This window comes from Janthinobacterium breve, assembly GCF_051380895.1.
Taxonomy (GTDB): Bacteria; Pseudomonadota; Gammaproteobacteria; order Burkholderiales; family Burkholderiaceae_D; genus Janthinobacterium.
Genome location: NZ_JBNYXY010000011.1, coordinates 191,262 through 216,459 on the forward strand (window position 1 = coordinate 191,262; position 25,198 = coordinate 216,459).

At 65.2% G+C, this 25,198-nt stretch carries 24 protein-coding genes; 12 read left to right on the forward strand and 12 right to left on the reverse strand.

What is annotated here, in order from left to right; translation table 11 throughout:
• Positions 1-206: 206 nt before the first annotated feature.
• Positions 207-2,642, forward strand: a complete 2,436-nt coding sequence (locus ACQ4W0_RS22995) for a DUF3772 domain-containing protein (RefSeq protein ID WP_436578853.1) — start codon at positions 207-209, stop codon at positions 2,640-2,642.
• Here the strand turns inward: ACQ4W0_RS22995 and ACQ4W0_RS23000 are convergent.
• Positions 2,639-3,127 (reverse strand): DUF2938 domain-containing protein, encoded by a 489-nt coding sequence (locus ACQ4W0_RS23000; RefSeq protein WP_436578854.1) that lies wholly within the window; start codon positions 3,125-3,127, stop codon positions 2,639-2,641. The genes ACQ4W0_RS22995 and ACQ4W0_RS23000 overlap by 4 nt on opposite strands.
• A 59-nt stretch (positions 3,128-3,186) precedes the next feature.
• Here ACQ4W0_RS23000 and ACQ4W0_RS23005 point away from each other — a divergent pair, with 59 nt between their 5' ends.
• The 4 genes from ACQ4W0_RS23005 to ACQ4W0_RS23020 all read left to right on the forward strand — a co-directional run bounded on the left by ACQ4W0_RS23005 (position 3,187) and on the right by ACQ4W0_RS23020 (position 7,205).
• Positions 3,187-3,831, forward strand: a complete 645-nt coding sequence (locus tag ACQ4W0_RS23005; RefSeq protein WP_436578855.1) for an ArsR/SmtB family transcription factor — start codon at positions 3,187-3,189, stop codon at positions 3,829-3,831.
• On the forward strand, positions 3,831-4,343 hold the full coding sequence (locus ACQ4W0_RS23010; protein ID WP_436578856.1) for a ClbS/DfsB family four-helix bundle protein: 513 nt from the start codon (positions 3,831-3,833) through the stop codon (positions 4,341-4,343). Before ACQ4W0_RS23005 ends, ACQ4W0_RS23010 begins: the two co-directional genes overlap by 1 nt.
• Before the next feature lie 94 nt (positions 4,344-4,437).
• Positions 4,438-6,153, forward strand: a complete 1,716-nt coding sequence (locus ACQ4W0_RS23015) for an NAD+ synthase (protein WP_436578857.1) — start codon at positions 4,438-4,440, stop codon at positions 6,151-6,153.
• Positions 6,150-7,205, forward strand: a complete 1,056-nt coding sequence (locus tag ACQ4W0_RS23020) for a bifunctional nicotinamide-nucleotide adenylyltransferase/Nudix hydroxylase (RefSeq protein WP_436578858.1) — start codon at positions 6,150-6,152, stop codon at positions 7,203-7,205. Before ACQ4W0_RS23015 ends, ACQ4W0_RS23020 begins: the two co-directional genes overlap by 4 nt.
• A 28-nt stretch (positions 7,206-7,233) precedes the next feature.
• Here the strand turns inward: ACQ4W0_RS23020 and ACQ4W0_RS23025 are convergent, their stop codons facing one another.
• Both ACQ4W0_RS23025 and ACQ4W0_RS23030 read right to left on the reverse strand, forming a co-directional pair.
• A complete protein-coding gene (locus ACQ4W0_RS23025; protein ID WP_436578859.1) occupies positions 7,234-8,064 on the reverse strand; it encodes a hypothetical protein in 831 nt (276 codons plus the stop codon).
• A gap of 139 nt (positions 8,065-8,203) precedes the next feature.
• Positions 8,204-9,106, reverse strand: a complete 903-nt coding sequence (locus tag ACQ4W0_RS23030) for a LysR family transcriptional regulator (RefSeq protein ID WP_436578860.1) — start codon at positions 9,104-9,106, stop codon at positions 8,204-8,206.
• Positions 9,107-9,233: 127 nt separating this feature from the next.
• On the opposite strand from ACQ4W0_RS23030, the gene ACQ4W0_RS23035 reads away from it, so the two are divergent.
• Positions 9,234-10,655 carry an MFS transporter gene (locus tag ACQ4W0_RS23035; RefSeq protein ID WP_436578861.1) on the forward strand — a complete coding sequence of 474 codons (1,422 nt, stop codon included), beginning with the start codon at positions 9,234-9,236 and terminating at the stop codon, positions 10,653-10,655.
• On the forward strand, positions 10,652-11,050 hold the full coding sequence (locus tag ACQ4W0_RS23040) for a DUF4440 domain-containing protein (RefSeq protein WP_436578862.1): 399 nt from the start codon (positions 10,652-10,654) through the stop codon (positions 11,048-11,050). The genes ACQ4W0_RS23035 and ACQ4W0_RS23040 overlap by 4 nt, the downstream gene beginning before the upstream one ends.
• Before the next feature lies 1 nt (position 11,051).
• Here ACQ4W0_RS23040 and ACQ4W0_RS23045 read toward each other — a convergent pair whose 3' ends face one another.
• From ACQ4W0_RS23045 to ACQ4W0_RS23065, 5 genes are read right to left on the reverse strand one after another with little or no spacing between them, the layout of a single operon-like run.
• Positions 11,052-11,627, reverse strand: a complete 576-nt coding sequence (locus tag ACQ4W0_RS23045; protein WP_436578863.1) for a DUF1349 domain-containing protein — start codon at positions 11,625-11,627, stop codon at positions 11,052-11,054.
• 26 nt (positions 11,628-11,653) lie between these two features.
• A complete protein-coding gene (locus tag ACQ4W0_RS23050) occupies positions 11,654-13,042 on the reverse strand; it encodes an efflux transporter outer membrane subunit (RefSeq protein WP_436578864.1) in 1,389 nt (462 codons plus the stop codon).
• Complete coding sequence (locus ACQ4W0_RS23055) at positions 13,039-16,131, reverse strand: MexW/MexI family multidrug efflux RND transporter permease subunit (RefSeq protein ID WP_436578865.1); 3,093 nt, start codon at positions 16,129-16,131, stop codon at positions 13,039-13,041. The genes ACQ4W0_RS23050 and ACQ4W0_RS23055 overlap by 4 nt, the downstream gene beginning before the upstream one ends.
• Before the next feature lie 15 nt (positions 16,132-16,146).
• Positions 16,147-17,247: an efflux RND transporter periplasmic adaptor subunit gene (locus tag ACQ4W0_RS23060; protein WP_436578866.1), complete on the reverse strand. Its 1,101-nt coding sequence runs from the start codon at positions 17,245-17,247 to the stop codon at positions 16,147-16,149.
• A gap of 46 nt (positions 17,248-17,293) precedes the next feature.
• Complete coding sequence (locus ACQ4W0_RS23065) at positions 17,294-17,776, reverse strand: DUF2165 family protein (RefSeq protein WP_436578867.1); 483 nt, start codon at positions 17,774-17,776, stop codon at positions 17,294-17,296.
• A gap of 123 nt (positions 17,777-17,899) precedes the next feature.
• On the opposite strand from ACQ4W0_RS23065, the gene ACQ4W0_RS23070 reads away from it, so the two are divergent.
• On the forward strand, positions 17,900-18,559 hold the full coding sequence (locus ACQ4W0_RS23070) for a helix-turn-helix transcriptional regulator (protein ID WP_436578868.1): 660 nt from the start codon (positions 17,900-17,902) through the stop codon (positions 18,557-18,559).
• On the opposite strand, the gene ACQ4W0_RS23075 is transcribed toward ACQ4W0_RS23070, so the two are convergent.
• Positions 18,556-19,827, reverse strand: a complete 1,272-nt coding sequence (locus ACQ4W0_RS23075) for an MFS transporter (protein WP_436578869.1) — start codon at positions 19,825-19,827, stop codon at positions 18,556-18,558. The genes ACQ4W0_RS23070 and ACQ4W0_RS23075 overlap by 4 nt on opposite strands.
• Before the next feature lie 112 nt (positions 19,828-19,939).
• Here ACQ4W0_RS23075 and ACQ4W0_RS23080 point away from each other — a divergent pair, with 112 nt between their 5' ends.
• Together ACQ4W0_RS23080 and ACQ4W0_RS23085 are read left to right on the forward strand one after the other, a co-directional pair.
• Positions 19,940-20,839 carry a LysR substrate-binding domain-containing protein gene (locus ACQ4W0_RS23080; protein WP_436578870.1) on the forward strand — a complete coding sequence of 300 codons (900 nt, stop codon included), beginning with the start codon at positions 19,940-19,942 and terminating at the stop codon, positions 20,837-20,839.
• A gap of 143 nt (positions 20,840-20,982) precedes the next feature.
• Positions 20,983-21,846 (forward strand): LysR family transcriptional regulator, encoded by an 864-nt coding sequence (locus ACQ4W0_RS23085; RefSeq protein ID WP_436578871.1) that lies wholly within the window; start codon positions 20,983-20,985, stop codon positions 21,844-21,846.
• 49 nt (positions 21,847-21,895) lie between these two features.
• Here ACQ4W0_RS23085 and ACQ4W0_RS23090 read toward each other — a convergent pair whose 3' ends face one another.
• The 3 genes from ACQ4W0_RS23090 to ACQ4W0_RS23100 are packed head-to-tail and all read right to left on the reverse strand — an operon-like array spanning position 21,896 to position 23,699.
• Complete coding sequence (locus ACQ4W0_RS23090) at positions 21,896-22,387, reverse strand: hypothetical protein (RefSeq protein ID WP_436578872.1); 492 nt, start codon at positions 22,385-22,387, stop codon at positions 21,896-21,898.
• Positions 22,384-23,439: a class I SAM-dependent methyltransferase gene (locus tag ACQ4W0_RS23095; RefSeq protein ID WP_436578873.1), complete on the reverse strand. Its 1,056-nt coding sequence runs from the start codon at positions 23,437-23,439 to the stop codon at positions 22,384-22,386. The genes ACQ4W0_RS23090 and ACQ4W0_RS23095 overlap by 4 nt, the downstream gene beginning before the upstream one ends.
• A 29-nt stretch (positions 23,440-23,468) precedes the next feature.
• Positions 23,469-23,699 carry a hypothetical protein gene (locus ACQ4W0_RS23100; protein WP_436578874.1) on the reverse strand — a complete coding sequence of 77 codons (231 nt, stop codon included), beginning with the start codon at positions 23,697-23,699 and terminating at the stop codon, positions 23,469-23,471.
• A 129-nt stretch (positions 23,700-23,828) separates the two neighbouring features.
• On the opposite strand from ACQ4W0_RS23100, the gene ACQ4W0_RS23105 reads away from it, so the two are divergent.
• Together ACQ4W0_RS23105 and ACQ4W0_RS23110 are read left to right on the forward strand one after the other, a co-directional pair.
• A complete protein-coding gene (locus ACQ4W0_RS23105; protein ID WP_436578875.1) occupies positions 23,829-24,719 on the forward strand; it encodes a helix-turn-helix domain-containing protein in 891 nt (296 codons plus the stop codon).
• A gap of 55 nt (positions 24,720-24,774) precedes the next feature.
• Positions 24,775-25,179 (forward strand): VOC family protein, encoded by a 405-nt coding sequence (locus ACQ4W0_RS23110; protein WP_436578942.1) that lies wholly within the window; start codon positions 24,775-24,777, stop codon positions 25,177-25,179.
• Positions 25,180-25,198: the final 19 nt, after the last annotated feature.

Here is a 25,198-nt window from a genome sequence, read left to right on the forward strand (position 1 = left end):
GCCAAGCGGAGGACGATCCTAGACCTTTTTATGTGATATTTCCATAGGGCAATATGCCTAGTTGCGCCCCGGGGAACACGCCAGTTCCGCCTATCCTGCGGCTTGCCCGTGTTTTCAGCTATATTGACAGGCACCCGTTGGGCAGCACGCCATAACCGGCTCCGCTGCCAATCCGGCAGTTTTTTCATTTTCAGCCATAGGTCCGCATGACTTCTTTCCGTCTCCGTTTCTTCCCCTTCCTGTTGGCCTTGCTGCTGGCGTGCTCGCTAACGGCGCCGTCCGCCTGGTCCCAGCCCGTCGACGACGCCGCCACGGCCGACCAGCGCCTCGATGGCTTGCGCAAGCAGATCACGACCATTCAGAAGGCGCTCGATGGCGAGGCCGATCTCGATGACGCAACCCTGTCGCAGATGCGCGCCGATGCGCTGGCGGCCAGCGCCGAGGCGGACAAGGTGGCCGAGTCGCTGTCGCCCACGCTCGCCAGCGTACAGGCGCGGCTGGCCGAGCTGGGCAAGCCGGCGGCGGGAACAAAAGATGCCCCTGACGTGGCGGCGCAGCGCAGCCAGCTGGACCGCACCAGCAGCGCGCTCGATGCGCAGGTGAAGCTGGCGCGATTGCTGGCTGTGGAAGCGACGCAGGCGTCCGAGCAAGTATCGACGGCGCGCCGCGCGCAGTTGCAGGCGCGCCTGGGCGAGCGCACGCCGTCGATCCTGGCCGGTTCCTTCTGGAAACAGCTGCATGCGGAACTGCCGCAGAATCTGCAACGCCTGCGGGCGCTGGAGCTGGAGTTGGCCGACGCGGCAAGCGCCACGCCATGGTCGGCCTGGGGCGGCTTGCTGGCCGGCATCGTGGCCGTGATCGGCGCCAGCGTCTGGGCTTCGCGCTATCTGCTGGTGATCACGGCCACGCGCGTGCCGCATGGCCGCTTGCGCCGCTCCTTGCATGCGCTGGCCGTGCTGGTGCTGGCGGCGGCCACGCCGGGGCTGGTGGCGGAATTGCTGGCCATGGGCTTGCGCTGGGATGGCGGCCTGTCTGATAAAACCTCGACTTTCCTCAGCAGCTTGATCGGCATCATCTGTTTTGCCGGTTTTACGGCGGGCCTGGGCCACGCGCTGCTGTCGCCATGGCGCGTGTCGTGGCGCTTGCTGCCCCTGCCGGACGCGCTGGCGCACCGCTTGCGCTATTTCCCATCGACGTTTGCCTTCATCGTGGTGCTGGTGTGGGCCACGGAACGCGTCACCATCGTCATCAATGCGGGCCTGTCGACGGCCGTGGCCGTCAATTGCATCGTCGCCCTGGTGATGAGCACGACCATCGCCTATGGCTTGATGCGTGCCGAGCGCTGCTGGCGCCTGTTGCGCGAGGCCGATCCCGCCACCCTGGTCACGCCCCTGTGGCTGCGCTGCGTCACGGTGCTGCTGTGGCTGGCGCTGGCGTCGAGCGTCATCAGCTTGCTGGTCGGTTATGTGGCCTTCGGCAGTTTTATCGCCAAGCAAATTGCCTGGGTCATCGTGGTGCTGGGCAGCACCTATCTGCTGACGGTGCTGGTCGACGATATCTGCATGCTGCTGGCCTCGACCCCGCCGCCGCCGGACGCCGTCAACCCCGTGCTGGCCACGCCCAAGGCGCGCGACCAGGCGGCCGTTCTGCTGTCGGGCATCGGCCGCGCCATCGTCGTGCTGCTGGCCCTGATGCTGCTGCTGGCGCCGTTCGGTGAAGGTCCGGGCGAGCTGTTCCAGCGGGTCGGCAAGCTGCAGGATGGCCTGGCCATCGGCGAGGTGGCGATCCGCCCTGCCGCGCTGATCCAGGCCCTGCTGGTGCTGGTGGTGGGCTTTGTTGCGCTGGGCCTGTTCAAGCGCTGGCTGCAAAACAGTTATTTGCCGACCACCAATCTCGATTCCGGCATGCAAGTGTCATTCATCACCCTGTTTGGCTACATCGGCGGGGTGCTGGCCGTGGCGCTGGCCCTGTCGGCGGCGGGCATCGGCCTGGAACGCATCGCGTGGGTGGCGTCGGCCTTGTCGGTGGGTATTGGTTTTGGCTTGCAGGCGGTGGTGCAGAACTTCGTGTCCGGCCTGATTTTATTGGCCGAGCGCCCCGTCAAAGTGGGCGATTGGGTCTCGCTGGGCGGCGTGGAAGGCGATATCCGCCGCATTAACGTGCGCGCCACGGAAATTCAATTGGGCGACCGTTCCACGGTGATTGTGCCGAACTCGGAATTCATCACCAAGACGGTGCGCAACGTCACGCACGCCAATCCCCTGGGCCTGGTGCAGCTGAAACTGCCGCTGCCCCTGTCCACCGATGCGGACGAGGCGCGCGCGCTGATCCTGGCCGCCTTTGTCGACAATCACGAGGTGCTGGACACGCCGGCGCCCAGCGTGCAGCTCGACGGCATCGACAATGGCTATCTGATGTTCAACGCCACCGGCTATGTGGGTTCGCCGCGCCTGGCGTATGGCGTGCGCAGCAATCTGCTGTTCGACTTGCTCAAGCGCCTGCACGCGGCGAACATGCCGATTTCCAAGCCCAGCACCATGGTGCTGAGCAGCGTGCCGGCACAGCCGGAGACGCCGGCCATCTCGGCGGCTGTACCTGCACCGACGGTGGCGCCCGCACCCGTGCCGCCGCTGACGTCTTAACGCACCGTCGACCACAGCAGCGCCGCCAGGTACAGGCCGATGCCGAACGCCGTGTGGGCCATCAGGCTGCGCAGGCGGGCGGCGGTCGGATGCGGCGTCTTGCTGGCGGCCAGGCCGGCGCCCATGCCCGGCTGCAAGATGCAAAACGGCGCGGCCACGCTCACGATGCCCGCCAGCAGCGCCGGCGCGAACGTCGGCTGCTGCACCCACTCTTGTCCCACCAGCGCCAGCAGCACGGCCGCAAACAGCACGCCGATCACGTAATGGGCGGCCCAGCCCAGGATGGCTTCATCGCGCACGGGCGCCGCCTGGCCGATGTTGACGTGGGTGAACGTGCCGCGCGGCAAATGGCCAAGCCAGCGCCCCACCATCGCAAAGTTCAGCGAGGGAATGCACCAGAAGCGTTTCAAGGCCACCGCCCACACATCCATCACCGCCGTCGCGCCTACGCCGATCGCCAGGGCATCAAGCCAGAGTATTTGCATTACCGCCCCTAACATTCAATTGATTGCTTGAATGTTATAAGGGTGCTAGCATCGTGTCAATGAAAAATGCCGAAATCGATACCCTCACCGGTTCCGCCGGGTTTGCCCATATTTTGGGCAGCGCGCCCCGTCTGCGCCTGCTCGAGCAAATCGCGCAGGGCGAGTATGCGGTGGAGCAACTGGTAGAGTTGACGGGCCTGTCCGTGGCGAATACCTCCCAGCATTTGCAGCAGTTGCGGCGCGCCGGCTTCGTGCAGGCGCGCCGCGACGGCAAGCGCATGCTGTACCGGCTCGGCAGCGGCCCCATCGTGCAACTGCTGGCCGCGCTGGAGTTGTATGCGCAGCATCAGCGCAGCGAGTTGCAGGCGCTGAGCCGGGGCGACCACGTGGAAGCGATCACGGGCGACGAGTTGCTGGAACGCATGCACGAGGCCAGCATCACCGTGCTCGACGTGCGCCCAGCGCAGGAATTCGCCGCCGGTCACTTGCCCGGTGCGATCAATATTCCTTTTGATGACTTGCAGCGCCGCCTGGCCGAGCTGCCCGCTAACCAGGAAATCGCCGCCTACTGCCGCGGCCCGTATTGCGTGTTGTCCGTGCAGGCGGTGGCGGCCCTGCGCCAGCACGGCTTGCATGCGCGCCGTCTCGGCAGCGGCTACGACGACTGGCAGGCGGCTGGCTTGCCCGTGAGCCGGGCGGCGTGATGGCGATCCCGAACAGCAAGCAGGAACTGGTCGAGGCGATTAGCACCACGTATGCCAAGCTGGCGCAGGAGCTGGCGCGCGTGCCGCCGGCCTTTGCGCGCGATCCCGTGCTGGAAGGCCAGGTGAAGGGCACGCGCATGAGCGTGTGCGATCTGCTCGCGTACCTGGTGGGGTGGAACGAGCTGGTCTTGCACTGGCACGCGCAGCTGCGCGACGGCAAACGCATCGAGGAAATCGCCTTTCCCGCCGAAGGTTTCACGTGGAACGCTCTGGGTGCACTGGCGCAGCGCTTCTATGCGGACTATGCTGAACTCAGCATGGACGAATTGTTGCAACGCCTGCAGCAGGCGAAAGACCAGCTGCTGGCGCTGATCGAAGCCCATGACGACGCGCAACTGTATGGCCAGCCCTGGTACACGCATTACACGATGGGGCGCATGATCCAGTTCAACACCTCGTCGCCGTATGCGAATGCGCGCACGCGCTTGCGGGCCTGGCTCAAGACCTTGTAGCACCCTGAGCGGCAGGCTTGCACGATTGCATCAGTACCATCAGAAACGTTTTCAGGCAGGATAGTGGTTTCAAGCGTAAACAAGAAGGATCACCATGCTGACCATCGCCCTCGCCCAGATGAATCCCACCGTGGGCGACTTCGACGCCAATGTCGCCGCCATCGTTGCGCGCATGCAGCGCGCCAGCAGCGATGGCGCGGACTTGCTCGTGTGCCCCGAACTGTCGCTGTGCGCGTATTACCCCGGCGACCTGTTCGAGGATGCCGCCTTCCTGCGCGACATGCAGCAGGCGCTCGAGACCCTGCTGCAAGCGTCCACGCGTTGGCCGGCGCTGGTCACCGTCATCGGCACGGCGCGGCCCAATCCCGGCGTCGGCAAGCCTCTGTATAACGCCTTGCTGGCCATCCGCGACGGGCGCATCGTGGCCGAATACCACAAGCAGCTGCTGCCGACGTACGGCATCTTCGACGAGGGCCGTCATTTCGAGCCTGGTCCGCCCGGCGCCTGCATTTTGCCCATCGCTGGCTGCAAGGTAGGCTTCATGATTTGCGAGGATGGCTGGAACGACGACGGCCGCGCCTACGCCGTCAACCCATTCGAGGCCCTGCACGCGGCGCGGCCCGACTTGGTGGTCAGCATCAACGCCAGCCCGTCCGACATCGGCAAGCGCGCGCAGCGCCACGCCGTGTTTGGCGCCGCCTGCGCGCGCGTCAACTTGCCCCTGCTGTTCGTCAACCAGGTGGGCGGCCAGGATCAACTCGTATTCGACGGCGCTTCGTTCGCCATCTCGCCGACTGACGGCGTGCAATTCGAGGCGGCCCGCTTCGTCGAAGACTTTCAACTGCTGCGCTTTGCCGATGGGCGTTTCGCGCAGCCCGATGGCCAGCCTTTCCCCGTGCCCGACCCGGACGGCATTCCCGCCGTGGAGTTTGCGCGGCGCCAGATCGTGCTGGGTTTGCGCGACTATGCGCGCCGCTGCCGCTTTCAAAAAGTGGTGGTCGGCTGCTCGGGCGGCATCGATTCGGCGCTGACCCTGGCCTTGGCCGTCGAGGCGCTCGGCGCGCACAATGTCGTGGCCATCACCATGCCGTCTGTCTTTTCCAGTGCCGGCTCCGTCACCGATTCCGTCGCCCTGTGCGCCAATCTTGGCATCGCGCTGCACACGCATCCGATACGCGACATCGTGGCGCAGTACGAAGCCGGCTACGCGGGGGCCTTCGACGGCAAGCTGCAGGGGCTGCCGCTGGAAAATCTGCAGGCCAGAGTGCGCGGCACGATTTTGATGGAATACTCGAATGCGTTTGGCGCCCTGCTGCTCACCACCGGCAACAAGAGCGAAATCTCGGTCGGCTACTGCACCCTGTACGGCGACACGAACGGGGGACTGGGGCTGATCGGCGACCTGTATAAGACCGAGGTGTTCGCCCTGTCGCGCCATCTCAACGCCAGCGCCGGGCGCGTACTGATTCCTGTCGCCGTGCTGGAGAAACCCCCGTCGGCGGAACTGGCGCCGGGCCAGCGCGACACGGACAGCCTGCCGCCATATCCCGTGCTCGATGAAATCTTGAAGTGGCATATCGAGGGACGCCGCTTGCCGGCGCAGGAAAGCGCGCAAGCGCTGACCCTGGTCGACCAGCTGCGCGAGACGGACGAGGGGCGATCGCTGGTGACGCGCATCCTCGGCATGGTCGCCCGCAACGAATACAAACGGCGCCAGGCGGCGCCCATCATCCGCGTGCGTTCGCGCGCCTTTGGCAGCGGGCGTCAATTGCCGATCGCCGCCCACTACCCCACCGGAGACGACGCATGACCCTCGCCTATCCCGCCGACGCGGCCATCCTGATCGGCCGCTTCCAGCCTTTTCACAATGGCCATGCCGGTTTGCTGCAAACGGCGCTGGCCACCGCCGCCCAGGTGGTGGTGGTGCTCGGTTCCGCCTTCCATGCGCGCAGCCCGAAGAATCCGTTTACGTGGCAGGAGCGCGCTGCCATGATCGCCGCCACCCTGCCCGAGGCGCAGCGCGCGCGCGTGCATTACGTGGCCGTGCGCGATTACTACGATGATGGCCTGTGGGCCGATGCCGTGCGGCGCGCCGTGGCGGGCGCCGTGCCGGCAGCGCAGCGCGTGACACTGGTGGCTTGCTTCAAGGACGCCACCAGTTATTATCTGCACCACTTCCCGCATTGGCAGTTACTCAATCTGGAGATTGACGCGGGCGCGCCCATCGGCGCGACGGCGATTCGCAACGTACTGTTCGAAGCTGAAGACGTGGATGTGTCGCTGGGCGCCGTGGCGCAGCTGCTGCCGGCGGCCATCGGCCAGTACCTGAAGGCGTGGACTTTATTGCCGTGGTACGCGCCGCTGGTGCAGGAACACCGCGCCATCGAGGCGTACAAGGCGCGCTGGCGCACGGCGCCGTATGCGCCCATCTTTTGCACCGTCGACGCGCTGGTGCAGACGGGCGGCCACGTTTTACTCGTGCGCCGTGGTGGCTATCCGGGCAAGGGCCTCTGGGCCTTGCCCGGCGGCTTCCTGGAGCCGCGCGAACGTCTGCTGCAGGGAGCGTTGCGCGAGTTGGCGGAAGAGACGCAGCTGGGCGTACTGGCGCCCACCCTCGTCGAGGCGCTGGTCGGCGTGGCCGTGTTCGACCATCCGGACCGCAGCCAGCGCGGGCGCACCATCACGCATGCGCATTATTTCGACTTGAAGACGCGCCAGTTGCCTGCCGTGACGGCGGCCGACGATGCGGCGCTGGCCGAGTGGGTGCCCGTGGCGTCGCTGCCGGCCATGGAAGAGCAATTCTTCGAAGACCACTTTCATATCCTGAACCACTTCCTGCAGCTCACGCACGAGGGACGCTGAGGGGGCGTTTTCCCCCTCTCGTCACGTGTCAGGACGTCACGCGTTCCCAGCCATGTTTGACGGCCGCCTTGAAGTCGTGCCACGCCGATTGCGGATACGTGTGTTCCCAGGTGCTGCGTAGTTCAAGCTCGACTTCTTCCCAGCTTTGTCCCCGGTAGCTGTCGCTGCCGGCCATCGAATGGCCATAGCGATAGGCGGGATCGTAATCGTCGAAGCGCCCGCCGCTGGACGCATACTGGCTGCTCCAGTGGTTGCGGTAATACTGCTCGTCGTCGTAACTGGTGCCGGGCAGGTTGTCGGCGCTGGGATAGCGGCGCACGTTGGCGCCCGCGTTGGACGGTGGTGATGCCATGCCGCCCGCAAATTGCTGCGACGCTGCTGCCGCCGTGTTCAGGTTGCCGCTGGGCGTGTCCTGCTGCGATGGCGCGCTTGACTGCATGCTGGCGCCCTGGCGCATCGCGCCGTCGTTTTGCGGCATGCCTTGCCAGCCGCCCGCGCGCCAGTGATCGGCGTGCGCATCGATGTCCAGCGGCGCGTAGCGCTCGACGATGTCGGTGGCGCGCTGGATATCGGCGTCGCTGGCCCCTTCCAGTGTCAGCACGACATGCCCGCGCCGCACGGCTTCTGCATAGATGTGGCGGTCGGCGTGGCCGCCGAACAGGTCCGTAAAGAAATGCTTGATGTTGTCGAGCAGGCTGTCGCTATCGTCGCGGCGGATGTTTTCCGTGGCGGAAATATCGTCACTGCCCGCATCGTGCAGGCGGATGCTGGCGTCGGGCAGGCCCGCCGTGATCAGGTCGTGCCGGGCGCGCTCGGCCATGTCGCGCAGGACGAAAACTGCTGCCAATGTGTGTGCCATGATGATCTCCAATCGGTGAACAACGTCCTGTCAGTGTAGGCCGTGCAAAACGAAAGGGGCGCTCGTTTGCCCCTTGGAAATCGTTGTATTCAACAAGTGTTGTCGACGTGATATGGGCACCGTGGCGCCACGTGCAACCTCAGTCTGGCGTGCCCACAAAAGTGCGCAAAAAATCGATAAAGGCGCGCACCTTTTCCGCAATATGCTGGGTGTTCGGATACACGGCATACACGCCCTGCTGCGGGAAGATGACGTCGGGCAGCAGGCGGCGCAAGCGTCCCGCGCGCACTTCTCCTTCTACTTGCCACTGCGGCAGCAGGGCCACGCCGCAGCCTCCCAGGGAAAAGCCCAGCAGGGCCGAGGCGGAGTCGGAATGGATGGCGGCCTCGTCCTGTACGATGAAAGCGGCGGGTCCGTCCAGCGTCTGCACGTCCCAGCGCAGGGGCGTGCTGAGCCGGCTATGCGCCAGCCAGCGCGCGCGCTGCAAGTCGGGCAAGGTGGCGATGTCCTTGCCGGGCAGGCTGGCCAGGTAGGCGGGCGAGGCGACGGGCCAGATCGCATACGGCTCGATCAGCGCGGCGCGGTAGCTCGAATCGTTGAGGGAACCCATGCGGATGGCCAGGTCATAGCCGCCCGAGATCAGGTCTTCATGCGAGGACGACGAGGAGTGCTGGATCTGCAGCTGCGGATGGGCGGCGGCAAAGGCGATCAGCGCGGGAATCACCGTGCGGCTGCCGTATTCGACCGTGGTGGTCAGGCGCAGGGTGCCGCGCAAGCCCTGGTGGCCCTGACGCGCCGTCTCGATGGCGCTCTGCGCTTCGCTCAGCACGCGCTGACAATCTTCGTAAAAACGCCGCCCCACGTCGGTGAGCGCCAGGCTGCGCGTGCTGCGCGTGAGCAGCGACACGCCCAGCTCCGCCTCCAGCTGTTTCAAGTTGAAGCTGACGACGGCCTTGCTCTGGCCCAGCACGGCGGCGGCGGCCGTCAGCGAACCGGCGTCGACGATGGCGATGAAAATACCCAAGCGGTCAAGACTGATCATAAACAAGAATGAGGAAGCATGCAGTTTTCAGGGGTTTGTCAAAATTTGTTTGACAGTGTAATCGGGGCTGGCCCGTTACGCAAATGGCGATGGGCGCTTAAGCTAGGCGTTTGCCATTCGGAGCACCATGGACTATCGCAAAAAGGTCGCGGCCATCTATTTGCTGGGGTTTTTCGTCGACCTGATCAACATGTTCATCACCAGCGTCGCCTATCCCGACATCGGCCATGCCTTGCACGCCTCGGTGGCGCAGCTGGCCTGGATCAGCACCGGCTACATCCTCGGCCTGACCATCGTCATCCCGGCCAGCGCCTGGCTGGCTGCCTATTATGGCGGCAAAACCGTGTTCATGGCATCGTTGCTAACTTTTTTATGCGCCAGCATCGGCGCCGGCCTGGCCCAATCGATCGAGGCGCTGATCGCCTGGCGCTGCGTGCAGGGCCTGGGCGGCGGCTTGCTCATTCCGCTGGGGCAAAGCATGACGTACCAGCTATACCAGCCTGCCGAACGCCCCGGCCTGTCTTCCGTCATCATGCTGGTGGGCTTGCTGGCGCCCGCCCTCTCGCCCGCCCTGGGCGGCGTCATCGTCGATAGTCTTTCCTGGCGCTGGATTTTCTACCTGAACGTGCCATTTGCGGCGCTGGCGCTGCTGCTGGCCGCCTGCTGGCTGCGTCCCGACCCGCCGCGCGGGGCTGTTCCCCGCCTCGACGTCAGCGGCCTGCTGGCGGGCAGCGCGGCGATTTTGCTGCTGTTGCTGGGCTTGACCATGCTGGGCACGCCGGGCGAGCTGGCCGCCGGTGCCGGCGTGCTGGCGCTGGGCGCCGTCTGCGCCTGGGGCTATGTGCGCGGCGCGCTGCGCAAATCCACGCCGCTGCTCAAGCTGCGCCTGGCCGCCGAACCGCTGTTGCGCATCTCCATGCTCATGTATTTGCTGGTGCCGGGCGTCTTCATGGGCGTGAGCCTGCTGGCCATGCTGTACCTGCAAGGCGTGCTGGGCATGTCGGCGTCGACGGCGGGTGCGCTGATGCTGCCGTGGGCGCTGGCCTCGTTTGCGGCCATTTCGCTCACGGGTAAAAGCTATCGCCGCGTGGGTCCGCAACCCTTGTTCATCGCTGGCGCCCTGCTGCAGGCGGCGGGCATGCTGATGCTGCTGCGGGTGGACTCTGCGGGTCAGCTGTTCTGGCTGGCCGGCGCGTATGCCGTGATGGGTTTTGGCGGCGGCTTGTGCAGCAGCACGGCGCAAAGCACGGCCTTTTTGCGCACGCCGGACGCGCAATTGAGCCAGGCCAGCGCCGTATGGAATATCAACCGCCAGTTGGGCTTTTGCCTGGGCGTGGCGCTACTCAGCGTGCTGCTCAATATCCTGCTGGCGGCGCAGGGCATCGGTAGCCTGGACGACCCTGCCCAGCACGCGCGCGCGGCCCACGTGTTTCACTGGTGTTTTGCGCTGGCTGCCGCCTCGTGCGTGCTGCCTTTGGCGCTGTGCCTGCGCATTGACAACCGCGCCGTACTCGACCTTTTACATCACCATGGAGCAAGCAAAAAATGAATGCAACGAATCCCTATTTTGACGACGTTTTATCTACGCATGTGCTGATCCGCGCATGGCTTTCTGGCGAGGCGGCGGCAGCGGAAAACTGCGCCCAATTGCTGGCGCGTTTCTCGCCCGATTTCACGATGGTGTCACCCGGCGGCCAGCAGCTCGATGGCGCTGGTTTGACAAAATTTTTTCAGGGGGCCGGCGGCAGCCGTCCGGGCCTCGCCATGCGCATCACCGACCTGACATTGATCCAGGAAAGCAGCGTCGGCGCCAGCGTGACTTACCGCGAATTTCAGTCGCTGCCGGGCGGTGATAGCACCGAACGCCTGTCGACCGTCGTGTATGAAAAAACACCGGCTGGAACGCTGCTGTGGCGCCATTTGCACGAGACGTGGGTCGCTTGATTTAACTCAAGTCATGCAAGTCTTTTTGCTGCGCCGGAGCGATGGAAAACTGGGAAAAAACCACCTCCAGCCCACCGCGTTCCGGCGTGCAGAACATGGGTCCCACGCGGTAGCTGCCGGCCTCGGGAAACGGCGCCAGGCGCAGCAGCGGCCAGCGCCGCCCATCGGTGGAATACTGCACGCGGATCACGCCCCTTTCAATCGTCACGCGCGGCCAGAAACCATCGGGCATGGCGGGGGCGATGCTGACGGCCCAATCCGATTTGTCCAGCGTCAATACAGTACTCAACAAGAGCTGGCCGTCGGAAAATTCGACGCCGCACTTGATCCAGTTTTGTTCGTCGATGCGCACCATTATGCCGGCCTGGTCGTACAGCGCTGAGTACTGCGCCGCCACGTGCAGCTGCGCCGTGAAATCGCCGTCGATGTCAGTGCCGAAAAAGTGGCCGCTGTCGCGGATAAAACCATACGAGGTCTTGCGCCAGAAATCCGTATTGGCATCCGTCGTCACGCGCAATTGCGCGCCGTCGGCGGACCATGTTTTCGGCTGATTCAGCCAGCTGCCTTGTGTGAACATCGTGCCCCTTTCCGAGCCAAAAATTGTTACATAGTGTGCCCCCATCCCAGCGCCTTGTACAGGGCAATCGCATCGATGTAGGACGCCGTTTCCGCCTGCAGCGCTTCGCGCCGGATATCGTACAGCGCGCGCTGGTTTTCCAGCACTGCCTGATAGCTGCCGGCGCCGCCCTGATAGCGCGTCGTGGCGATGCCGAGGGCCGCGTTGCCGTGGCGCGCCGACTGCAGCAGGGAGGCCAATCGCGTCTGGTTTTCCGCCAGCTGCGTGACGGCGTTTTCCACGTCTTCCTGCGCCACCAGTATCGCCTGTGCATAGCGCGCCAGCGCGCCCTGCGCCTCGGCTTGCGTACCGCGCAAGCGTGCCTTCACGCTGCCCAGGCGGAAGGCGGGATAGCTGACGGAGGGCGCCACTTCGAAGGCGCGTGCGCCGCCGTCGAACACGCCGCTGCCACGCAGCGCGAAGAAGCCCAGGAAACCACCGAGACTCAGGCGCGGATACAGGTCGGCCGTGGCGGCCCCAACATCTTCGCTGGAAGCGGCCAGCAGGCGCTCGGCGCGCACCACGTCGGGACGGTGCTTGATCAACTGGTTGACGTCGCCGAGCGGCAGCTGGCCCGCCAGCGGCGCCTGTTGCTGGGGTTTGGTGGCCAGCGCGATGGCGCCGGGCGCTTGCCCACTCAAGACATCGAGCCGGTACTGCGCCTGGCGCAAGCCCGCCTGCAAGGGAGGAATGGCCGCCTCGCTGCGCGCCAGGTTGGCCAGCGCATTGTGGCGTTCTTCCGGCAAGCCGCTACCGGCGCGGATGCGCGCGTCGATCAGGGCCACCGTATCGCGCCAGCTTTGCACCTGCGCCTGTGTCAGCGCCAGGTTGTGCTGGTTGCCCAGCGCCTCGTAGTAATTGCGCGCCACGTCGGCGGCAATCGTCAGCTGCACCTGGCGCAAGTCGGCCTGCGCCGCGTCGGCGCGCGCCTGCGCCGAGCGGCTGATATGCGCCAGGCGGCCGAACAGGTCGATCTCCCATTGCGCATCGAAACCCACGCGCGTGCTGGCGCTGGCGGCGCGGCTATCGGCTGTGTTTTGCTGCACCTTGCGCTGCCATCCCGCCTCGCTGGTGACGGCAGGCAGTTCGTCGAGCCGGCGCTCGTCGAAGACGGCGCGCGCGGCCAGCAAGTTCGCCTGTGCCTGCGCGATATCGAGGTTGTGTTCGAGCGCGCTGGCGATCAGCTGCGACAGGCGTGCGTCGTCAAAAAACGTCCACCAGGCGGCTTCGCTGACGGCGCTCGCGCCAGGCGCGAATTGCGCTTGCTGCGGACTGGCCAGATGGACGTCGGGCGTACCCGGCGTGACATAGATGGGGCTGACGGCGCAGCCGGCCAGCAGGGGGAAAAGGGAAACAAGATAGCGGTAATTTTTCATAGGGATTCCTTCAGCGCCTGCGACAGGTCGCGCGCACGCGGCGTGGCATGGTCGGCCGTATGGCGGCGGGCCAAAAAGGTGTACACGGTGGGCAGCACGAACAGGGTGAAGAAGGTGCCGATCAACATGCCCGAGACGATCACCAGGCCCAGGCCGAAACGGCTGTTGGCGCCCGCGCCGGAAGCAAACAGCAGCGGCACCAGGCCCACCACCATGGCCGCCGTCGTCATCAAAATCGGGCGCAAACGAATTTGCGCCGCCTTGCGGATGGCCGTGATGCGGTCGAGCTGTTCATGCACCTGCAATTCATTGGCAAACTCCACCATCAAGATGCCGTGTTTGCTGATCAAGCCGATCAGGGTAACGAGGCCGATCTGCGTGTAGATGTTGACGGTGGCGTAGCCCAGCGCCAGCGGAATCAGGGCGCCGCAGATCGACAGCGGCACCGTGATCAGGATGATCAGCGGGTCCGTCAGGCTTTCATACTGGGCCGCCAGCACCAGGTAAATCACGACGACGGCCGCCAGGAAAGCCAGCAGCAGGGCATTGCCTTCCGTGGCGAACTGGCGCGCATCCGATTGCCAGTCGTAGCTGAAACCCGGTGGCAGGGTCTTGGCCACGCCGTCGAGGAAGGCCACGGCGTCGCCCAGGGTCACGCCCGGCGCCGGCACGCCCTGGAAGGTGGCCGCATTTTGCTGGTTGAATTGCGTCAGCATGTTCGGCTCGATTTGTTCCGTCACCGACACGACGGCGGACAGGGGCAGCAGGCTGCCATCGTCGGCGCGCACGTACTGCTGCGTCAGGGCTTGCGCCGTGAGCCGCTGTTCACGGGGGCTTTGCGCGATGACGTCATACGCGCGGCCATCCATGCCGAAGCGGTTCAGGTAATTCTCGCCCACCAGCACGGCCAGCGATACACCGATGTCCTGCATCTGGATACCCAGGCTGTTCGCCTTGGAACGGTCCACGCGCACTTTCACCACGGGGTTGTTGTAATCGAGGTCGCTGTCGACGACTGCAAACAGGCCGCTGTCGCGCGCGCGCTGCTTGACGTCTTCCATGGTGCGGAACAGGGTGGCGTAATCCTGCGCGCTGCGCAGCACCAGCTGCACGGGCAAGCCACCGCTCGATCCCGGCAAGGGCGCCAACTGGAAGGCGAAGATGCTGGTGCCTTCCACGTCGCCCACGGCATGCTGCAATTCGGCCTGGATGACAGCTGCATTGCGCGCGCGTTTGGCCCACGGCGTCAGGTTGATGCCGCCGATGCTCGATGCCGGGCCTTCGCCGCCATTGATGATCCAGCGCGAGGCCGTTTCGGGGATATTCTTGTAGATGTCATCGAGCTTGTACGAGAAGCGCTCGACGTAATCGAGGTTGGCGTGCTGCGGCGCCTTGATCGCCGTCAAGACGCTGGCCTGGTCTTCCGCCGGCGCCAGTTCGCGCTGCGGCAGCAGGTACAGGGAGGGCAAACTGACCATCACCAGCGCGGCGAAACCGGCGCTCAGCCAGCGGTGGTGCAAGGAGCGGTCCAGCAGGCGCGCATAGCGCGTGGTCAAGCCTTCGAAGAAGTGCTCGGCGGCCCGCGCCATGCGCCCTTCCGCCTGCTTCGGCTGCAGCAGCAAGGAGCTCATCACGGGAGACAGGGTCAGCGCCACCACGCCCGACACCACCACGGCGCCGGCCAGGGTCAGCGCGAATTCCTTGAACAGCGCGCCGGTGAGACCCCCCATCATGCCGATCGGCGCATACACGGCCGCCAGCGTGATCGTCATGGCGATCACGGGGCCGGCCACTTCGCGCGCGCCCACCAGGGCGGCCGCCACGGGCGTCTTGCCTTCCTCGATATGCCGGTGCACGTTTTCCACCACGACGATGGCGTCATCGACCACCAGGCCCACGGCCAGCACCATCGCCAGCAAGGTCAGTAAATTGATGCTGAAGCCGAAGGCCAGCATCAGCGCCGCCGCGCCCAGCATCGACAGCGGTATCGTCACGACGGGAATCAGCACTGAGCGCAAGGAACCCATGCACAGGTAGATGACGATGACGACAATGAGCAGCGCTTCGAGCAGGGTGTGTGCCACCTCGTCGATGGACGATTGGATGAAGCGCGCCGTCTCGAACGCCAGTTCGACTTTTACGCCGGGCGGCAGGGTTTTCTGGATCTCGGGCAGCAGCTTCTTGATGCCGTCGACGATCACCAGCGGGTTGCCGCCCGGCGTGGGCGACAGGCCCAGATACACGGCCGGCACGCCGTCCATGATGCCGCTTGTTTCCGTCGCGGCCGCGCCCAGCTCTACCGTGCCCACGTCCTTCAAACGTACGAGGGCGGCGCTATCATCGCCGCCCTTGCGGATGACCATGTCGCGGAACTCCGCCACGCTGGTCAGATCCGTGTTGACGCTGATGTTCGAGACGACGAATTGTCCCTTCATCTTGCCGGGCGCCGCCTGGTAGTTATTGCGCCGCACGCTATCGGCTACGTCGGCGGCCGTCAAGCCCCGCGCCGCCAGCTTGGCCGGGTCTATCCACAGGCGCATGGCCAGCTGCTGGCCGCCATACACGTCGACCTTGGCCACGCCATCGATGGTGGCGAACATGGGCTGTACCACGCGCGCCAGGTAGTCCGTCAGCGCGGGCGCAGAGACGCTCTCGCTGGCAAAGCCCACATACGCGACGGCCGAGGAATCGCCGGCCGCGCGCTCGATCACGGGATCGAAGGCGCCTTCGGGCAGCTTGTAGCGCACCTGGTTGACCTTGGCCATGACTTCCGTCAAGGCTTGCGTGGAATCGCGGTTCAGTTCCATGCGCACGGTGACCGTGCTGCTGCCCTGCACGGACGACGAGGTCAGGTAATCGATGCCTTCCACCGACGACACGGCTTGGGCGATGGGCTGCGTGACAAAGCCCTGCATCAGTTCCGCCGAGGCGCCCGGATATGTGGTTTTCACCGTGATGGTGGATGATTCGAGCATCGGGTATTGGCGGATCGGCAGCTGCTTGATGGCGATCACGCCCAGCATCAGAATCAGGGTGCTGATCACCAGCGCCAGCACGGGGCGGCGTACAAATAAATCGGTAAATTTCATGGTGGTGGTCTTCCTTTACGAACCAGCCTTGGGCGCGGCGCGCTTGGCCTCGTCCAGGGTATTGGCCACCGCTTGCACGGCCATGCCGTCGGCCAGTTTCAGCTGGCCCGAAGCGACCACGCGCTGGCCTTCACGCAAGCCGTCAAGGATGGCCACCCTGCCCCCGGCCCGCTCGCCCAGTTTCACGCCCACGCGCTTGACGGTGAGCGGCTGTTTGCCCTGTTGCTGCGCGACGAAGACCGTGTCGCCATACGCGCTATAGGTCACGGCTGTTTCCGGCACCGTCAGCTGCTGGCCTGCTTCGCGCGCCACGCGCACATTCGCGTACATGCCTGCTTTTAAAGCGCCGCGTGGATTTGTCAGCGCCGCCTGCACCTGCACCATGCGCGAACGGGCGACTAGCGGATCGATGGCGTTGATTTTCGCCGTAAAAACGTCGCCGGGATAGGCGTCCACCAGCACTTGCACGGCCTGGCCTGGCGCCAGCTTTGCGCTGCTCTGTTCATCGAGGGCGAAGTTCACCAGCAAGGACTTCGTGTCGATCAGGCTGGCCACGGTATCGGCCGCATTCAGGTACTGGCCCGCGTGCACTTTGCGGATGCCCAGCTGCCCGGCGAACGGCGCGCGGATGGTCTTTTGCGCGATCAGCGCCTCCGTCTGGCGCACGTCGCCCAGGGCCGCGTCGCGCGCGGCCAATGCGCTATCCAATTGCTCCTGCGTGGCTGCCTTTTCTTTGACCATCTGCGCCGTGCGGGCATGGCTGCTTTCCGCGTTTTTCAGCTGCGCGCGCTGGCGCAGCAGGGCCGCCTGTTCCGGCGCGTCATTCAGCTGCACCAGCACGGTGCCGGCCGCCACGGTCTGGCCCGATTCGAAGCGGATCTGCGTGACACGCCCGCCCGTTTCGGCGGCTACCTGCACCTGGCGCGCCGCTTCCAGTTCGCCCACGCCGGCGAAGTAGCGTTCCTGCGTGTCCAGCACGACGGGAACCAGCGCCACCTTGGTGGCGGGAGTGGCGGCGGCATCGGCCGCATGCGAGTCTGCGCGCGGAGTCAGCGCGGCACCCGCGACGGCCAGGGTGATGGCCAGCGCGGAAGCGCCGACGATTTTCGTATTCATGATGAAGTCTTTCATGAGGAGGTAACAGATGCGCAGCGGAGGCTGGTCAGGTCCACTGCGCGTTGAAAAGAAAGAACAAACCCAGGGTCCACAGCAGCAGCACCAGATGCGTCGTCTGCAAGCCTTCCTGGGCGATCCAGTAGCCGAACCACAGGCCGCCCAGGTGCATCAGCAGCAAAAAGGCGGCCATGGCGCACAGGGCCAGGTTCAGCCACGGCAGCGCATCGGCCAGCGACGCGCCAAAGAACAGCGCCACGCCCGTCCAGGCGGCGATGGCGGCCAGCAGTTGCAGCGCCAGCACCACGCCCAGCGATAGCCGGTGCAGGGTCAATGAGGTGATGGCGCGGCGCAGCAGCGGCGTCTGGATGGTGGGATCCTGGCGCAGCGGGTCCATGCGCATGGTGTTGCCGATGGCCCAGACGGCGCCGTGGAAGGCGTGCAGATTGTTGATGGCGGCCAGGCTGAGCCAAATGGCCAGGCCGGTGGCGAGAATGGCGTGAAACAGCCAGATGGAGTGCTGCAGCTGCATGGGATTCCAGTCCAAAAGGTGTCTTGCCTGCATGCGGACGTGGAAACTCCTCGACAGCGGGAAGCTACCGGCCTATTATGCAAGCAATTAGTTGGTTAACTGGCCCCATGATAGTTGAGCGAAATGAATTACACAAGTAAACGTTTGGATAATGGCGAAGCGCCGCAGACGACGGAGCGCATCCTGTATTTCATCAAGACCAAGGGACCCGTCTCCACGACGACCCTGGCCAAGACCCTGGACATGACGGGCGAGGCCGCGCGCCAGCAAGTGCAAAAGCTGGTGGCGGCGGGCCTGATCGAAGGGCGCCAGGAAGCGCAGGCGGGCGCGGGACGGCCGCGCCAGAACTGGGTCTTGACGGAAGCGGGCAATGCGCGCTTCCCCGACACGCATGCGCAGCTGACGATCAAGCTGATCGGCTCGGTGCGCCAGCTGTTCGGCGAAGCGGGGCTGGATAAACTCATCACCCAGCGCGAAGAGGAAAGCCGCAGCGCGTATGCCTTGGCGTGCTCGGCGCCGGACTTGCCCACGCGTTTGCAGCAGCTGGCGGCCGTGCGCGATGAAGAGGGTTATATGGCGCGCGTGGAAGCGGATGGCGACGACTGGCTGCTGATCGAAGACCACTGCCCCATCTGCGCCGCCGCACGCACCTGCCAGGGCTTTTGCCGCTCCGAATTGCAGCTGTTCCAGGAAGTGGTGGGGCCAGGCGCCAGCATTGTGCGCGAGCAGCATGTGCTGGCCAATGCAATGCGCTGCGTCTATCGTATTTCGCCGCTTCCTTAAGCTTTGGGAAACAGGGGCCAGATGCCTAGCGCCACCAGCCCCGCCAGCCACCACACGACGGGCCAGCTGCTGGCCGCCAGCAGGTGCGGGATGGCGATTGGCGTGAGGAACAGCCCCACGTAGACCGCCGTGTTGGCCATGCCCAGGGCCGTGCCCGCATTGGCGCCGCCCGCTTCCGTGGCCAGCTCCGTGTAGGCCACGCCATGCCAGGCGGACACGGCGATACCGGCGGCCACCACGGCGGCCATCAACAGCCAGCCGGGCGCGTCCAGCCAGGCGATGCATCCCAGCAAGACGAACGAGGCCAGCGCCACCAGGGCCGAGCCGCGCAGGTAGGCGGGCCGGTTGGCGTGGCGGTCCGTGTGGCGTCCGCTCCAGATGCGCATCACCATGGCGCCCGCCTGTAGGGCTACCATTACGGCCGTGATGGCCGCTAGGCCCAGATGGCCATGGTCGTGCAGGAAGACGGTGGCGAAGCTGAGCACGGCAAATTGCGGCACGCACAGCAAGCCGATGGCGGCCACCATGCGCCAGACTTTGCGGTTTTTGAGTGGACCTTGCAAGGGCGGCGCAGGCTTGACCCCAATCAGGCCCGTGGACGCGTTTTGCGGGGCCGTGGCGGCCTCGGCAGAGAAATCGGGTTCATGCATCCAGCGCCACGTAAAAAACGCCGAAAGGCCGCATACGAGGGCCAGGGCGCCAAACACGGGCATGAAGCCATAGCGCGATGCCAGGCTGGGCAGGATGAGGGCGCCGAGGCCGCCGCCGAGCGGCACGGCCGTCTGGCGGATGCTCATGGCGAAACCCCGTTCGCCCGGGCCGAACCAGCGCATCACGGCGCGGCCGCTGGCGCCATTCACGCTGCCGCCCAGCACGCCGACCAGCGCCAAGCCCGCCGCCAGCGCCCACAAGGGCGGCACGGCGCCATCCTGCGGCGTGATCCACAGCAGCAGGGACAGCAAAGCCAGCATGGTGCCCAGCAAGCCGGTCAGCAGCACGGGGCGGTCGCCCCAGCGGTCGGTGGCCATACCCCATGGTAATTCGGTCAGGGCCACGCCCAGGCCCATGGCGCCCAGCGCCACCCCCAGTTCTGTATTGCTCAGGTGATAGCCGCTGCGCAGCCAGATGGCCGTGGTGGGCATGCCGTTGGCGGCGGCGGAAAAGCTGGCATTGGCCGCCACGCCCACGGCCAGCACTTTCCAGCGATGCGAGGCGCCCAACAAGGGCGCGGTGATGGGGATAGAAACGGCAGGGCAGTTGGTGGTCATGGCATGGTGAGGAAAGTGGTTGACCCTGACAGTGTTGCGCGCTACGATCATTCTGAATATCAGATAATTTTCGCTATACCATCCCATAAAACAGGACGATTATCGTCACGCCATGAGTTTGCTTAATTTCGACATCGCCTTCTTGCGCAGCTATGTGGCTGGCATCGAGCTGGGCAGCTTTGCCCGCGCGGCCGACAAGGTGGGCCGTTCCACCTCGGCCGTTAGCGCGCAGCTGAAAAAACTCGAGGAGCAGGCGGGCATGCCCCTGTTCCGCAAGGATGGCCGGGGACTGGCGCTGACGCCGGCCGGCGAAGTCCTGCTCGGCTATGCGCGCCGCTTGCTGGAACTCAATGACGAGGCGGCCGTCGCCTTGCGCGGCGCGGAACTGGAAGGCTGGATCAGGCTCGGCCTGCAGGAGGATTTTGGCGAAGCCTTGCTGCCCGACGTACTGGGGCGCTTTGCCCGCGCGCACCCGAAAGTGCGCATCGAGGCGCATGTGGCGCGCAACACGGCCTTGATGCAAGGGCTGGCCATGGGCCAACTGGACCTGGCTCTGCTGTGGGGCGGCGCCTGCATCGCCGATGTGGCCGAGTATCCGCCGCAGCAGCGCCAGCATATCGCCGAACCGGCCATGCGCTGGATCGCTTCGTCCAGCCTGGCCTGGCGCCCCGAATCGGGCGAACCGTTACCACTCATTACGTTCGACCGCGATTGCCTGTTCCAGCGCTGCGCCACGCAGGCGCTCGATAGGGCCGGCATCGCCTGGCGCACGGCGTTTACCAGTCCCAGCCTGGCAGGGCTGTGGGCGGCGGCCGCGGCCGGACTGGGCGTGACGGTGCGCACCAGCCTGGGCTTACCCTCTTCCGTGTGTGCGCTCGATCACGTGGCGGCGGGTTTGCCCGCCCTGCCCCCTCTGTCGCTGGAACTTCTGCGCGCCTCCAGCGTGTCCAGGCCGCCCGTCGAGCGGCTGGCCGGCCTGATCATCGAGTCGCTGCAGCAAGGTGCGGATTGACACTCCTGCACCGTGCGGCCGCTGCTGCGGTGGATGACATCAGTCGCGGGCCCGTCATGCTTGCAAGCAGTGGAAATGCTAAGCTTTAAAAATTCCAAAATTGGCAAGCATCGCGAGACCGCCTGATGTTGAATCGACTGGAAATGTTGCGTATTTTTTGCTGTGCTGCCGAACTGGGCAGTTTCAAGGAAGCAGCCATCCGCCTGATCATTTCACCGCAGGCCGTGACGCGCGCGGTGCAGGAACTGGAACGCTTGCAGGGCGAATTGCTGTTTCACCGCAATACGCGGCAGGTGCAGCTCAGCGCATTTGGTGCGAAATTGGCAATGCTTGCGCAGCAAGCCGTGCAGCAGGTGGACCAGCTGTTCGAACACGACGATATCGACAGCGGCGATGAACCAGCCGGGCTGGTGCGCCTGACGGCGCCCGCTTCGCTGGCGCGCGCCGTGATCCTGCCGACCCTGACGGACCTGGCCCTGCGCTATCCGAAGATTAATTTCGACTTGCGCCTCAGCGATGAACTGGTCGACGTGGTCAATGAAAAGATCGATATCGGCGTGCTGCGCGACAACCGTTTCGTGGCGCGCAAAGTGGCCAAGACGCAGCTGTACGTGGTGGGCACGCCCGAGTGCATCGCGCGCCACGGCAGTCCGGACGTTTTCGACGACTTGAACCGCTTGCCGACCACCGCCATGCATGACCGCAACACGGGCCGCGCCTGGCCATGGCTGTTTGCCGATGGCCAGCACATCTACCCGGCGGGCGCGCGTTTCATGTGCAATGACGCGGAAGCGGAATTGGCCGCCGTGCTGGCGGGACTGGCGTTTGGCCAGCTGCCCAGCTTTCTCGTCGACAGCCACCTGGCCGCCGGCCGCCTGGTAGCCCTCATGCGCGTGGCGGAACCGGCGCCATGGGACATCTATATCTATCGCCCGCAGCGGGGGCCGCTGGCGCAGCGGCTGCGCCTCGTCTTCGATGCCGTGGGCGACGCGCTGTCGAAGCTTTAATGGGCCGCTTGCCGGGCGATCTGTGCGCGGCTGTCGAAGGCCAGCACGGTCACGCCCGCCATCGCCACGGCCAGCGCGAGCAGCCCTGGTCGAGGAGGGCGCCGGCCGCCAGCGGCACCAGCATGCGCCCCGCCGCGAACAGGCTTGCCTGCACGCCATAGTCGGCGGCGCTATGGCCGGGTCGCGCGAAATACATCATCAGGCCGAATGCCAGGCTGGCCGCCACGCCCACGGCCAGCGCCAGGGCCAGCAAGGCCATCAGCGCCGCCAGCAACAGGCACAGCGCAATCGCCCATGGCCGGTAGCGCTGCGTGCTGGCATCGGCCGTGCCGCGCATGCGTTCGACAGGCAAGGCCAGCGCGAACTTGAACAGTGCCGGCAAGCCTGCCAGCTGGAACAGGCCGATATCGATGCCGGACCAGCCATGTTGGCGCATGATCAACGGCAAGCCCAGCCACAGATAGATGCTGGGCGCCGTCAGGGAAAGGTTGAGCCAGCCGAACAGCGCGTGCAGCAGCGTGATGCGCAGGGCTGGCGTCACAGTCCATCCTTGCGGGCGATCAGTACTTGCACGGGCACCATCGGAAAGTCGCTAGCCTGGTATTGCTCGATGCGGGCAAAGCCGGCGCTGCGCAAGTGCTGTGCCAGTTCCCCTTGCCGCGTGACGGCGCGACCCAGCATGCGCATGGGCAAATAGTAGGGCAGCACCCTGGCCGCATCGTCCGGCGTCGGCGCGATTTCCGCCTGTACGCACACCAGCACGCCGCCAGCTTGCAGGGCCGCATGCATCTTGCGCAGGGCCGCCGGCATGTCCGGCACGAAGTGCAGCACGGACGAGCACCACAGCATGTCGTAGCCGCTACCGATGTCGTCGGTAGCCAGGTCGCCGCCCAGGGTGTCGAGGCGCGCCGACAGGCCTGCATGGGCGATATTGGCGGCGGCCACGGCCACGGTTTCCGGCCAGTCGAAGACGGTTCCCCGCACGCCGGCATGGGCTTGCGCCAGCGCAATGGCAACCCAGCCTGGGCCGCCGCCCAGGTCCAGCAGGCGCAGCGCCGTGTCGCGTCCCGCAAACGGCGCAACCCTGTCCATCACGGACAGCGCGGCGCGCATGGTGACGGCGCGCTGTTCCTGGCCGATTTGCTGTTGCGCGGCGGTGGCCCAGTTGACGCCATTGGCGATGTTGCCGGGGGAAGGCGAGGCCTTGCCGCCATCGCGCACGAGCGTGCCCAGCTGAGTGGCGAAATGGCGCAGCGCGTGCAGCCGGTACAGCCAGGCATCGCCGCAAAAGGCCAGCGAGGCACGGCAAAAATATTGCAAGCTCGTCGCCGTGCAGCGGTAGCTCGATTCGCTGTCGCCCGCGCTCGCGGCCACGCCCCGTTCGAGCACATGCATGCTCCATAGCAGTTCCAGCAGCAGTGCCGTATGCGGCGCATGCAGCGACAATTTCCGGGCCAGCTGCGTGGGCGTGTGCGGCGTGGCCAGCGCATCGAAAATGTCCAGTTCCAGGGCGGCGGCCAGCGCGTCCGCCTGGACCGGCGCCACAGCCAGGTCCCAGTAGGGTTGCAGTGCATGGGGGGTGTTGAATACCATACGATTTCCTTTCAAAAAATGCTGGTGGATTAGCGTGACCAGCGCAGGCGCAGGCCCGCTTCGCGCGACGGGCTGACGACGGTGACGATGCCGTTCTGGTAGCCCACCGCGTCGTAGCGGCGATCCGCCAGCTTGCTGGCGCTCACGCTCACCATGGGCATGGCACTCTCGTCGGCCCGCACGGTGCAGTCCAGCGAAAACAGCAAGGCAGGCAGGAAGTGATGGGGTCGCAAGGGATAGCGGGGAAGAAAAGGCGGCATAGGGACAAGGCTCCTGCAAAGGTGGGCATGACGCTCATTTTATGCAACAATGAGAATAATTATCATTTGCATTTGTATGCGATACGGCGCATTTCGTATGCGGGACGGTGCGCAGGGACAGGAGGAGCGATGGCAGGACAGGACAGGGAAGCGGCAGGCTGGACGCGGCGCCAGCTGGACCCGGGGATGGGCGAGTGCCGCGCCGACCAGCGCCAGGTCGACCAGGGCTTGCTGCTTGTGCATTCCGATTACCGTCCGCGGCTGGCGCTCGTCGAGCAGTCGAAGCATGACGATGCGGGCGGCCTGGTCATTACCATCGGCCTGGAAGGCGCGTCCGCTTACACCACGCGCGATGGTGAGCAATTGCGTTTCCGGGGCGGCCATACGACCATGACGGTGTTTCGCCATACGAGCGGCGAACGCCGTTTCGAGGCTGGCCAGCGGGCGGCGCAACTGCGCGTGCTGGTCGACGAAGATGCGCTGGCGCGCTACTGGCCGGAGGGCTTGACTGCATTGCTGCCCAACGGTGGCGCGCGCCAGCTGGCGCATGCCGCCACCACACCCGCCGCCACCCTGCACGCCCGGGCGCTGCTGCGCGCGACGGACCCGCTGGCCGTGCATATTGGCGTGCTCAGCCTGCTGGCGGAACAGTTGCGGGGACTGCGGCCCGCGTCCATGCTGGTGCCGCGCTGGTCCGAGGCTGAGATTGTCAAACTGGAGCGTGTCCACGCGCTGATGCAGGAGCAGATGGCGCAGGCACTCACGCTCGATTACCTGTGTGCGCAAGTGGGGTTGAGTTTGTTCAAACTCAAGCAGGGGTGGAAGTACCGCTATGGCGACAGCCCCCAGCGCACCCTGCTGGCGCTGCGCATGCAGCGGGCAAAGTTAATGCTGGAAAATGGTTGCCAGGTGGCGCAAGCGGGCTGGCAAACGGGCTACCGCCACCCGGCCAATTTCAGTGCCGCGTTCAGCCGCTATTTCGGCTACGCGCCGAAGACCGTGGCGCGCGCGAAGGGCTGAACAGGCGGTGTAGAATCGGCGGGCAGCATTTTTCATCTCACCTCTAGGAGACATGATGGCCCGCAAAATCTTTGTCAATCTGCCCGTGCAGTCGCTCGAACGTTCCGTGGCGTTTTTCACGGCGCTGGGCTTCAGTTTCAATGCCCATTTCACGGATGAAACGGCGACGTGCATGATCGTCGCCGACGATATTTTCGTGATGTTGTTGACGCACGACAAATTCCAGCAATTCACGCCCAAGCAGCTGTGCGATACCAAGGTGGCGACGGAAGTGCTGGTGTGTTTGTCGGCCGAGAGCCGGGGCGAAGTCGATGACCTGGTGGCGAAGGCCGTCCAGGCGGGCGGCAGCATTTACAAGGAGCCGATCGATTTCGGCTTCATGTATGGCCACAGTTTCCAGGATCCCGATGGGCATCAGTGGGAGCTGATGTATATGGAACCTAATTCAATACCGCAATAGTTACGGTATTGAATCCGGT

Bases quoted from the DNA above. Each gene is read 5' to 3' on its own strand.
- ACQ4W0_RS22995 (WP_436578853.1), top strand. From the start codon at position 207: ATGACTTCTTTCCGTCTCCGTTTCTTCCCCTTCCTGTTGGCCTTGCTG.
- ACQ4W0_RS23000 (WP_436578854.1), bottom strand. From the start codon at position 3,127: ATGCAAATACTCTGGCTTGATGCCCTGGCGATCGGCGTAGGCGCGACG.
- ACQ4W0_RS23005 (WP_436578855.1), top strand. From the start codon at position 3,187: ATGAAAAATGCCGAAATCGATACCCTCACCGGTTCCGCCGGGTTTGCC.
- ACQ4W0_RS23010 (WP_436578856.1), top strand. From the start codon at position 3,831: ATGGCGATCCCGAACAGCAAGCAGGAACTGGTCGAGGCGATTAGCACC.
- ACQ4W0_RS23015 (WP_436578857.1), top strand. From the start codon at position 4,438: ATGCTGACCATCGCCCTCGCCCAGATGAATCCCACCGTGGGCGACTTC.
- ACQ4W0_RS23020 (WP_436578858.1), top strand. From the start codon at position 6,150: ATGACCCTCGCCTATCCCGCCGACGCGGCCATCCTGATCGGCCGCTTC.
- ACQ4W0_RS23025 (WP_436578859.1), bottom strand. From the start codon at position 8,064: ATGGCACACACATTGGCAGCAGTTTTCGTCCTGCGCGACATGGCCGAG.
- ACQ4W0_RS23030 (WP_436578860.1), bottom strand. From the start codon at position 9,106: ATGATCAGTCTTGACCGCTTGGGTATTTTCATCGCCATCGTCGACGCC.
- ACQ4W0_RS23035 (WP_436578861.1), top strand. From the start codon at position 9,234: ATGGACTATCGCAAAAAGGTCGCGGCCATCTATTTGCTGGGGTTTTTC.
- ACQ4W0_RS23040 (WP_436578862.1), top strand. From the start codon at position 10,652: ATGAATGCAACGAATCCCTATTTTGACGACGTTTTATCTACGCATGTG.
- ACQ4W0_RS23045 (WP_436578863.1), bottom strand. From the start codon at position 11,627: ATGTTCACACAAGGCAGCTGGCTGAATCAGCCGAAAACATGGTCCGCC.
- ACQ4W0_RS23050 (WP_436578864.1), bottom strand. From the start codon at position 13,042: ATGAAAAATTACCGCTATCTTGTTTCCCTTTTCCCCCTGCTGGCCGGC.
- ACQ4W0_RS23055 (WP_436578865.1), bottom strand. From the start codon at position 16,131: ATGAAATTTACCGATTTATTTGTACGCCGCCCCGTGCTGGCGCTGGTG.
- ACQ4W0_RS23060 (WP_436578866.1), bottom strand. From the start codon at position 17,247: ATGAATACGAAAATCGTCGGCGCTTCCGCGCTGGCCATCACCCTGGCC.
- ACQ4W0_RS23065 (WP_436578867.1), bottom strand. From the start codon at position 17,776: ATGCAGCTGCAGCACTCCATCTGGCTGTTTCACGCCATTCTCGCCACC.
- ACQ4W0_RS23070 (WP_436578868.1), top strand. From the start codon at position 17,900: ATGAATTACACAAGTAAACGTTTGGATAATGGCGAAGCGCCGCAGACG.
- ACQ4W0_RS23075 (WP_436578869.1), bottom strand. From the start codon at position 19,827: ATGACCACCAACTGCCCTGCCGTTTCTATCCCCATCACCGCGCCCTTG.
- ACQ4W0_RS23080 (WP_436578870.1), top strand. From the start codon at position 19,940: ATGAGTTTGCTTAATTTCGACATCGCCTTCTTGCGCAGCTATGTGGCT.
- ACQ4W0_RS23085 (WP_436578871.1), top strand. From the start codon at position 20,983: ATGTTGCGTATTTTTTGCTGTGCTGCCGAACTGGGCAGTTTCAAGGAA.
- ACQ4W0_RS23095 (WP_436578873.1), bottom strand. From the start codon at position 23,439: ATGGTATTCAACACCCCCCATGCACTGCAACCCTACTGGGACCTGGCT.
- ACQ4W0_RS23100 (WP_436578874.1), bottom strand. From the start codon at position 23,699: ATGCCGCCTTTTCTTCCCCGCTATCCCTTGCGACCCCATCACTTCCTG.
- ACQ4W0_RS23105 (WP_436578875.1), top strand. From the start codon at position 23,829: ATGGCAGGACAGGACAGGGAAGCGGCAGGCTGGACGCGGCGCCAGCTG.
- ACQ4W0_RS23110 (WP_436578942.1), top strand. From the start codon at position 24,775: ATGGCCCGCAAAATCTTTGTCAATCTGCCCGTGCAGTCGCTCGAACGT.